An 8,538-nucleotide genomic window follows, 5' to 3' on the forward strand; every position below is an offset into this window, starting at 1 on the left:
GTACGGAAGCGATCACTCGCGACGCGAGTCGATCGGACGAGCGGTGCTTGCTAGATTCTTCCGGAAAGCTCGTGGATCCGGGCGTTCGAGATCTTTGAGGGAGGACCGAATGGCCTTGCGGCCCGGTGCAGTGGTGGGAGGATACCGGGTTCTTCAGGTTCTCGGCAGCGGCGGGATGGGGACTGTCTACCTGGCGCAGAACCCGATCTTGCCCCGCCGCGACGCGTTGAAGGTACTCAGCGCCGATCTGTCGACCGACGCGGAGTTCCGCGCGCGTTTCGAACGCGAGGCCAATCTCGCCGCTGGACTGGACCATCCGAACATCGTCGCGGTCTACAACCGTGGCGAGGAGAGCGGCCAACTGTGGATCGCCATGCAGTACGTCGATGGCACCGACGCGGCCGAGGAGGCGAAGAAGGGGCCGTCGGTCATGACGCCGCAGCGCGCGCTGCGCATCATTTCGGAAGTCGGCAAGGGTCTCGACTACGCGCATCGGCGCGGACTTCTGCACCGCGACGTCAAGCCTGCCAACTTCCTGCTCTCCGCCGCCGATGAGGGGGACGAGGAGCGCGTGCTGCTGACCGACTTCGGCGTGGCGAAATCCGCCGAGGACGGGCAGGATCTGACGGCGACCGGAAATTTCATGGCGACCGTCGCCTACGCCTCGCCGGAACAGCTGATCGGCGATCGACTCGACCATCGCTCCGACATCTACAGCCTCGGCTGCGCCTTCTACCGCCTGCTGACAGGTCAGAACCCGTACCCGTCGACCATGCCCGCGGTGGTCATGATGGGGCACATGCACGAGCCGCCGCCGAAACTGAGCGCGGCGCGAGCGGGCCTTCCTCCCGCGCTCGACGCCGTTATCGAGAAGGTCCTCGCGAAGAGCCCTGACAATCGGTACAACTCGTGCCGAGAGTTCGTGCAGGACGCCGAGGCCGCGCTGTACGGCGCCCAAATGTTCCGCGCGCCCGGACCGGCCTATGTCACCGATTCCCGCGCGCAGGTGCGGACTCCTTTCACCGACCCGCACGCCGAGGTGTCGACGCCTTTCACCGACCCGCACGCCGAGGTACGGACGCATTTCACCGATCCGAGACACTCGGTGACCGCACCCGGCGACAGCCCGTACCCGCAGCAGGGCGGTTATTCCTCGTCGCACGAGGCGACGGATCAGCAGCTCGTCTCGACGCTGCGTAACGGTAGCGGCGCGAAAAACTCTCGTGCGCGCAAGATCTTGCTGCCCGCCATCGTCTCCGTGGTGATCGCGATCGCCGTCGCCGCGGGCACTTACTTCTTCACCAGCGGATCCGACTCGAGCGGGGGCGGCGGAACCCAGCTCGCCGACGTCCGCAACAACAATCCGCAGTTCGACGGAAAGACGATCACCGCGCTCAACTTCGGAAATTCCACGTTGTCCGCGGTGCTGAATCCGAGTACGCAGTCGAAGTTCCTGCAAGATATCGGTTTCCGCTACAGCACGAAATACAAGGCCGTCGGCGACGAGAAATCACCACGCCAGCTCTCCCTCGGGATGTCCTCGAACGAGATCGATTCCGAAGTGCTCATCGTCGTGCGAACGGACAGCGAGGCCGGTAACGGCGGTTTCCGCGGCCTGCCAAGCAGTATCACGAGCAGTTCCGCCAAGATCGTGATCGTCGACGATCCAGCGACGATCCAGGCATTCCAGGTCTGGACCGACCAGTCGACCGGCGTACTTGTGGACAAACTAGTGCCTATGATCGCGAAAGTGGTGAAGTAGCCGCCCGCGGGTCCTGGCGCGCTGGATTCATCTGCCCGACACCGCACAGATCCGGCGCCGACGCGCGCCCGCGGACATTAAACGCTGGTAGCGCAAGGGGAACCCATTCGGTAGGGTGATGCCCAGCCAGCCCACTCGCCGATCAGGTGTAGCGAGCAGGGGGAAGGAGGGGAGCAGAGCGCTGGCAGCGACCGATGCGACGGCACCGCGGTCGAGATGTGGGGGGAGAAAGATCATCCAGACCCTCCGTCCTCGGTGTAGCTGGTCGACCACGCGCAGGGGCGTCGAGACGCGATCGAATCCGCCGGAAATCAATCGAAATCAGTGGAACCGATCGAGCCCAGAGCGCGTCCAATCATATGAACAGGGTCAGCTCACACTCCGGGCGTTGACCACGAGCAGGAGGAGGAAGCCGCTATGGCGGACAACTTGAAGGCTGATAGCGCACTCATCGCACAGAAGGCGAAGGAGTTCCAGGAGCAGCACAGCAACCTGATGGCGGCCATCCGGACGCTGAAGGCCGACGAGGACGCCGTCACCAACGGCGCGAACTGGCAGGGCCAGGCGCGCGACGCGTTCAACGCCTTCATGGAGCGCTACTACTTCCAGGCCGACAAGATGAACGACAAGCTGATGGAGACGTCGGAAAAGCTTGTCAAGATGAGCGGACAGTTCCAGGACCAGGACACCGACTTCGCCTCGAAGGTGCAGCAGCAGGTGTCGAGCCTCGACCTGCCGGCGCTCTGATCCCGTTCTTTCCCCAATCGCCGACAAAGGAGCCTGAAACATGAGCAAGCCCATCTCCGCCAATTTCTCGGGCGTCGAGTCCGGTGCCCAGCAAATCATCAAGCGCGCCGAAGGCATTCGCGACGAGCTCGAGTCCTTCCACAAGAAGGTCGAGCAGTACGTGGCCGACCACGGCGCCGGTGCCGCGAACGAGGCCTTCAGCGAGCTGCAGCGGAACTGGCAGAACCACGTTCTGCAGCTGCAGCAGACCCTGAACGGTGCCGCGCAGCTGGTCAGCACCGGTAACTCCGAGCTGCAGGGCACCGACTCCGCGCTCGCGAACCTTTTCTGAGTTCGACTCGATCGGTTCGAAACTTTCGGGCCCCCAGCATTCTCGCTGGGGGCCCGAATTAGTTTGTGTCGAGCGAATTCCCGCTCAGGGAATCACATGCACCGACGACGCGAAATCCTCACACGTCGGCTCGAAGCCAGTCCACGTGTTCCCCACGTACTGGCATCCGATGCTGACCTGAATCCCGTGTTCCACCAACACATGCCACTGCACCGTGGAACCCTCCGGACGCTCCACGTAAGAAAGCCCGGAGCGGCCGCCGAAGACGACGTCGCGGCGGAGGTCGCCGATGGATGGCTTCGTCTTCATCTGGGCTTCGAGGTTGGCGGCGATCTGTTCGTAGCCGGCGTTGGGGGCGACCGGGGTTTGGACGAGGGTCATTCGGAAGCGGGCGCCGTCTTGGGGGGACAGGTCGACCCGGCCGCCGTTCTGGGCGGAGGGCGGGGTGAGTCGCCAGCCGTCCGGCACCTTGAAACGGATGCGGCCCACGGTTTCCTGCGGTCCCGGCGAGGTCGTCGGTGGCAGCGAGGGAATGGGTGGGACGGACAGTGTGATCGGTGCGGTGCTGGATGGCGCCGCGGCCGGGGCTTCGTCCGAGCCGCCGGATACGACGACGCCACCTACGACAACCGCGGCCACCACCGCGACCACGGCGACGCCCGCGAGGACGTACTTGGCGATCGGGCGGTCGGGGGCCTGGGCTGCGGCGCGTTCGCGCAGCGGCTGGAGCCATTCGTTGGTGGGCAGGGCCGGAGCCGCTTCGGGGCGGTACTCCGGTTCCTGGTGCGCGCCGCGGACGAGTTCGCCGCCGGAGATGGGGCGTAGTTCGGCGTCGGGGCCGCAGGACTGTTGCACCGCCGCGGCGATGAGGTCCAGCTTGGCCGGATCGGAAACGCCGAAGGCCTGAACGACATCCGCAGGGCGGCCGTCGAGGAGACGGGTGATCAGGCTGGTCAACGTGTCGAACGCGCGCTGATCGTGGCCGAGGTCGGCGAGCGCGAGATTCGGTTCGTGCTCGCACGCTTCGATCTGGACGCCGAGGTGGCTGCGGGTCACCGCGGTGGCGGTGGTGGTGATGGCGCCGAACTCCAGGACGACGGTGCGGCGGCTGCGCGCGGTGCCGTCGTCGACGGTGACCGCGCGCGAGGCGATCTCCTCGAACACGACGTCGTGCGCGAACCGGCGCGCGGCGGCGTCCAGCACGGCGCGGCGACTGCCGCCCCATTCCGTCGGGCAGACGAGGGTGATGCGCTCGCACGGGACGCCGACGCCGAGGTTCTCCAGCGCCGTGCCGAAGACCGCGGTCAAGGCTTCCGGCACCGTGGGTACCCGCGGCAGCAGCGCGATTCGCTCGGCGGGCACGAACTGCACGGCGGAGCTGACCTGGGTCGGCGGGTTCAACGACTCGCCGACGACCAGGTTTCCGTTGCTGCCCAAGACGACCGAGGGCGGTGCGTCCCAGTGCGTGGCGGGGCCGCGCGCCCAGATGCGGGTGTCTGTCAGGACTAGGTCGACCGACGACATCACTCGGCCGCCGGCATCCATGCCAGCTGGATCAGTTCCTGGGCGTTACGGGTGATGTACGTACCGCGGCCCGGCGGCAGCGGACTCGGGCGCACCGTACCCATCAGCACGCCCTCGTCCTTCGGGCAGCTCATGATCAGACCCGCCGAACCGAGATCCTTCATCCGCGCCATGGTGGCCTCGTACATGGCCCGGCTGGCGCCACCCGCGCGACGGGCGACGATCAGGTGGAAGCCGAGATCGCGGGCGTGCGGCAGGTGTTCGACGAGGGCCGAGACCGGGTTGCCCATGGAGGTGGCGACCAGGTCGTAGTCGTCGACGATGACGAACAGCTCCGGCCCGTTCCACCAGGACCTTTCGCGCAGCTGCTGCGGGGTGACGTCCGGGCCGGGCGTGCGCTGGGCGACGTAGGCGGCCAGGTCGTTCATGTTCTGCGTGAACTGCGGTGCGGTGGAACCGTATCCGGCGAGGTAGCCGTCGGGCACCAGGCCGAGCATGGTGCGCCGGTAGTCGCCGAGGATGAAGCGGGCCTCGTTCGGCGAGTTGGCGGCGGCGATGCCCTCGATGATCGAGCGCAGCAGCGTCGTCTTGCCCGACTCGCTGTCACCGATGACGATGAAGTGCGGGCTCTCGTTGAAGTCGAGGTAGACCGGCGCGAGCTCGGACTCGTTGATGCCGAGCGGGATGCGCACGTTCTTGACGCCCGAGTTGAGCTGCGACGGCCAGTTCCCGGCGAGCTGCAACAGCTGTTCGCGCGGCAGCACTTCGGGCAGCATGCGCGCGGCGGGCGCGTGCCGACCGGGAGTCAGGCGCGCGATCGTCGCCACGGCGTCGGCGACGGCCTGGCCGAGGTTGGTCGGGTCGGAGCTGCCGTCGATGCGCGGCAGACCCGTCAGCATGTGCAGGCAGTCCGGAGTCATACCGCGACCGGGGCGGCCCATCGGGACCAGCGCGGCGAACTTGCGGCCGAGGTCGGAGTCCATCGGGTCACCGAGCCGCAGCTCGATGCGGGTGCCGATCTGGTCCTTGAGCGCCGGACGCGCCTCGGCCCAGCGGGCCAGCGCGATGACGACGTGCACGCCGTACGAAAGTCCCTGCACCGCAAGGTTCATGATCGGCTGCTCGAGCGGATCGAAGTCCTGCCGGATCGAGCCGAAGCCGTCGATCACCAGGAAGACGTCGCCGAACGGGTCCTCGTGCGCGCCGGCGGCGGCGGGGCTGCTGGACGGGTCCATCGAACGCAGGCGGCGGAACTCCGCCATCGACTCGATGCCGAGCTGACGGAACCGGGCCTCGCGCTGGCGGACGATGGTGGTCATCTCGGCGATGGTGCGCCGGACCTTGTCCTCGTCCAAACGGCTTGCCACCGAACCGACGTGCGGCAGGCCCTCCAGGCTGGCCAAGGTACCGCCACCGAAATCGAGGCAGTAGAACTGCACCTGCTCGGCGGTGTGCGTCATCGACATCGCCATGATCATGGTGCGCAGCGCGGTGGACTTGCCGGACTGCGGACCGCCGACCACCGCGACATTGCCTCGGGAACCGGACAGGTCCACGACCAAGGGATCGCGGCGCTGGTCGTACGGGCGGTCGACAATGCCGATCGGCGCGCGCAACGTCGCGACGGCCGAGTACTCGCCGGTGAGGATCGAGCGCGGGATGAGCTGGTCCAGCGTCGGCGCCTCGTCCAGCGGCGGCAGCCAGATCTCGTGCGCCGGTCGGCCGTGCCCGCGGATACGCGAGACGAGCATGTTGACGTTCGAGATCTGCTCGCCGTCCTCGGTGTGGTGCTCCTCCGGCTCGCTGCTGCCCTGGGTGGGCAGCGGCACCCGGTCGATGGCGCGGAAATCCACGTGGTGGGCGGTGAAAGGCCGTGCCTTCACGTCGATCTCGCCGCCCGCGACACCGGCCTGGGTCACCTCGCGCTGCGAGCCGCCGCCGACGTATGGGCCGGAGACGTAGGAGGCCTGGAAGCGCTGGATCTCACCGGAGTCGGACTTCAGGTAACCGCCACCGGGGCTGTTGGGCAGGTTGTAAGCGTCGGGCACGCCGAGCACCTGACGGGATTCGTTGGCGGAGAACGTCTTCAGACCGATCCGGTAGGACAGGTGGCTCTCCAGGCCCTTCAGCTTGCCCTCTTCCAGGCGCTGCGAGGCGAGCAACAGGTGCACGTGCAGCGAGCGGCCGAGTCGACCGATCATCACGAACAACTCGGCGAAATCGGGGTGCTGGGTGAGCAATTCGGAGAACTCGTCGAGCACCACGAAAAGCGCGGGTAGCGGGTCCAGGTCGGCGCCCGCCGCGCGGGCCTTCTCGTACTCCGAGACGTTGGCGAAGTTGCCCGCTTGGCGCAGCACTTCCTGGCGACGGTTCATCTCACCGGCCAGCGCGTCCTTCATACGGTCGACGAGGTCGGCTTCGTCCTCGAGGTTCGTGATGACGGCCGCGACGTGCGGCACGCCGTCCAGACCGAGGAAGGTCGCACCACCCTTGAAGTCGACGAGCACCAGGTTGAGCTGGTCGGGCGAGTGAGTGGCCAGCAGGCTGAGCACCAGGGTGCGCAGGAACTCGGATTTACCGGAGCCGGTCGCGCCGATGCACAGGCCGTGCGGTCCCATGCCGTTCTCGGCGGCTTCCTTGATGTCGAGTTCGATCGGCAGTCCCGCGGCGTCGAGGCCGAACGCGACGCGCAGGCGTTCCCGGCCGTAGCGGGGCCGCCACGCGCTCTCCGGGTTGAACGAGCCGATGTCGCCGAGGTTCATCAGCTGCGCCCAGCTCGAGATGATCTCGGTGTCCTCGGTCTCCACGTCGCTGCTGCGCTGGGTAGCCGCGCGATAGGGCGCAAGCCTGCGCGCGGCCTGCTGGGCCTGGTGCGCGCTGATCCGGTCGATGAGCGCGAACCGCTCCTGATTGCCGGTGGCGCCGCGGCCGACGCACTCGCCGTTCTCGACGACCATCTTGATGCCGCGCGAAACCGCGAGGCGCGGAGCGTATCCGCACAGATCGATGATGGTGACGCCCTCGTAGCCGGATTCGCGCAGCTGATCGTCCTCGGCCTCCAGCAGGCCGCCGTCGACCACGATGACGAGCTGCACCAGACCGGCGTTCGCGGGCTGGTTACGCGAGTAGCGAACGCGATTGGCCAGCAGCGGGTGCAGGCTCGCGGTGGCCTCCCGGATCGAGCCGTAGAACATGCGCTGGGTGCCGATGCCGTCCTGGGCGTCGGGATGCTGGGTGTGCGGCAGCCACTTGGTCCACTCCCACTCGCGCGCGGTGTCCGGCCCGCACACCACGGCGACGAGCACCTGGTCCGGGCCCTGGAACATGCACAGCTGCAACAACATCGCCCGCACCATGTCGCGGGCCTCGTTCCGGTCGCCGTCCAACGCGATGGTGGCGAAGCCCTTCACCGCGATCGCGGTCGGCAGATCCGGCACCGTCGAGTGCGCGCGCACGAAGCGGCGCAGCGACACCGCGGCAATCGGTTCCAGCTCCTCGACCGGGCCGGTCTCCGGCGCGACCAGCCGGGTGGCCAGGCGCTGCCCGCCGATGCCGATGCGGGCGTGGCAGAAGTCCTTGTCCCCCGCGCGGCGCTCCCACATGCGGCTGGTGCCGGCGAGCATCCAGATCAGGCCGGGCTCCGGGTGGCTCCATTCCACCGACGCGCGTTGCTGTTTGGCGGTCTCGTCGACGTCCTTGCGCACCTGGTCGAGGTAGCGCAGGTAGTCCTTGCGGTCCTCGTTCGCCTCGGCCGCCTTCTGGCCCTTGCCGCCGCCCTGGCCCGCGAACATGCCGACCATCGAGAACAGCATCATGATCGGGAACATCATGCTCATCGGGTTCGACGCGATGCCGCCGCCCTGGGTGAACAACAGCGCCATCATGCCGACCATGCCGATGATCATCACGACGGGCATCAGCTTCATCAGCAGATTGCCCGGTGTGACCCTTGGGATCTCGGGCGGCGGCTGGAGAGTGACCTCGCCACCGGGCGTACGCGGCATCTCTCGACGAGCACGGCGCTGGAACCGGACTGTGCTCATGCGTGCGCCTCGCTCGGCTCGGCCATACCCGAGGCCCGCAGGCGCATGTTTCGATCACCGCGTTCGCTCATGCCCGCGCCTCGCTGGCGCTCGGCTTCGGCATGCGCGAGGCGCGCTGGCACAGGATTCGC

Annotated in this window: 5 protein-coding genes; 3 read left to right on the top strand and 2 right to left on the bottom strand. The window is 67.3% G+C overall.

Features of this window, described 5'->3' with window-relative positions; genetic code table 11:
• Positions 1 to 109 precede the first annotated feature (109 nt).
• The 3 genes from ABZV58_RS11600 (at position 110) to ABZV58_RS11610 (ending at position 2,840) form a co-directional block, all read left to right on the top strand.
• On the top strand, positions 110 to 1,762 hold the full coding sequence (locus tag ABZV58_RS11600) for a serine/threonine-protein kinase (RefSeq protein ID WP_355000092.1): 1,653 nt from the start codon (positions 110 to 112) through the stop codon (positions 1,760 to 1,762).
• Between the two features lie 417 nt (positions 1,763 to 2,179).
• Positions 2,180 to 2,509: a WXG100 family type VII secretion target gene (locus tag ABZV58_RS11605; RefSeq protein WP_355000093.1), complete on the top strand. Its 330-nt coding sequence runs from the start codon at positions 2,180 to 2,182 to the stop codon at positions 2,507 to 2,509.
• 40 nt (positions 2,510 to 2,549) lie between these two features.
• Complete coding sequence (locus tag ABZV58_RS11610; protein WP_355000094.1) at positions 2,550 to 2,840, top strand: WXG100 family type VII secretion target; 291 nt, start codon at positions 2,550 to 2,552, stop codon at positions 2,838 to 2,840.
• Between the two features lie 84 nt (positions 2,841 to 2,924).
• Here ABZV58_RS11610 and ABZV58_RS11615 read toward each other — a convergent pair whose 3' ends face one another.
• Both ABZV58_RS11615 and eccCa read right to left on the bottom strand, forming a co-directional pair.
• The gene (locus ABZV58_RS11615; protein WP_355000095.1) at positions 2,925 to 4,385 is read right to left on the bottom strand and encodes a type VII secretion-associated protein; all 1,461 of its coding nucleotides are present in this window, start codon (positions 4,383 to 4,385) and stop codon (positions 2,925 to 2,927) included.
• Entirely contained in the window at positions 4,364 to 8,407 is a 4,044-nt protein-coding gene (gene eccCa, locus ABZV58_RS11620; RefSeq protein WP_355000096.1) for a type VII secretion protein EccCa, read from the bottom strand. Before eccCa ends, ABZV58_RS11615 begins: the two co-directional genes overlap by 22 nt.
• Positions 8,408 to 8,538 lie beyond the last annotated feature (131 nt).

The organism is Nocardia sp. NPDC004654 (assembly GCF_040609595.1).
Lineage (GTDB): Bacteria > Actinomycetota > Actinomycetes > Mycobacteriales > Mycobacteriaceae > Nocardia.